This window comes from Planktothrix mougeotii LEGE 06226 (assembly GCF_015207485.1).
Taxonomy (GTDB): domain Bacteria; phylum Cyanobacteriota; class Cyanobacteriia; order Cyanobacteriales; family Microcoleaceae; genus Planktothrix.
This window is the reverse complement of record NZ_JADEWU010000166.1, coordinates 1-1,117: the sequence shown is the minus strand read 5'-3', so window position 1 is coordinate 1,117 and position 1,117 is coordinate 1. Positions and strand designations below refer to the sequence as shown.

The following is a 1,117-nucleotide window of genomic DNA, read 5'->3' as shown; positions in this document are numbered from 1 at the left end:
TTTTCACCTTTCCCTCACGGTACTGTTTCTCTATCGGTCACACAGGAGTATTTAGCCTTACCTCGTGGTCGAGGCGGATTCACACGGACTTTCACGGGCTCCGTGCTACTCGGGATTCAGCTTGGCTCTTTGAATTTTCGACTACAGGACTTTCACCTTCTCTGGTGCAGGTTTCATCTGCTTTGTCTAATTCTCTAAGTCCAGTTCTGCTGTCCCACTACCCCAACAGGTTTACCTGTTGGTTTAGGCTGTTTCCCTTTCGCTCACCACTACTCGGGAAATCGCTTTTGCTTTCTTTTCCTCGGGCTACTAAGATGTTTCAGTTCGCCCGGTTCGCTCATCAATGTCTATGGATTCAACATTGTGTTTCTGGGTTGCCCCATTCGGATACCTCCGGCTCATTGCTTGCTTCCCGCTCCCCGGAGCTTTTCGTCGGTCGCCACGTCCTTCTTCGCCTCTGTGTGCCAAGGTTTCCACCGTCAGCCCTTTCTATCTTGACCAATTCTGTTTTTGAATCTCTGTTCGTTTCCGAACTCCTGAACACCAAAACTTTTCCGGGTTTTTTCTTCCCGGTTTTGGTTTCATTTTTGATCCCTTCTGATTTTTCTATGCAGTTTTCAAGGTTCTGGCTGGAACATTTCCAGCATTTACTCTTTCTGGTGATGAAAGTTGTAGTGCTAGTTTGTTCTTGGGTTTGTTCGGTTTAGTGGAGGTAAGCGGACTCGAACCGCTGACATCTGCCTTGCAAAGGCAGCGCTCTACCAACTGAGCTATACCCCCACATCCTTTAGGTGGGCCATCCTGGACTTGAACCAGGGACCTCACCCTTATCAGGGGTGCGCTCTAACCACCTGAGCTAATAGCCCTTTTACCCAACCTAGTTGACGTTTGAAAGTCTCTTTTTCTTTTTCCTAGTTCCGACCTGGGATGACTTCTGTGAGTGCTATCTGTTGTTGGGATTTGGCACTTCTCCAGAAGTAGGTCTCCCTGAAAAGGAGGTGATCCAGCCACACCTTCCGGTACGGCTACCTTGTTACGACTTCACCCCAGTCATCAGCCCTGCCTTCGGCACCCTCCCCCCTTGCAGGTTAGAGTAATGACTTCGGGCGTGGCTCAC

2 tRNA genes and 2 rRNA genes are annotated in these 1,117 nt (G+C 49.5%); all 4 read right to left on the bottom strand.

The window, feature by feature from the left end:
* A 23S ribosomal RNA gene (locus IQ236_RS27555) occupies positions 1–500 on the bottom strand; the annotation flags it as partial.
* A 207-nt stretch (positions 501–707) separates the two neighbouring features.
* Positions 708–780, bottom strand: a tRNA-Ala gene (locus IQ236_RS27550).
* Positions 781–792: 12 nt separating this feature from the next.
* Positions 793–866 (bottom strand) — tRNA-Ile (locus IQ236_RS27545).
* Between the two features lie 125 nt (positions 867–991).
* Positions 992–1,117: ribosomal RNA gene (locus IQ236_RS27540) — 16S ribosomal RNA — on the bottom strand; the annotation flags it as partial.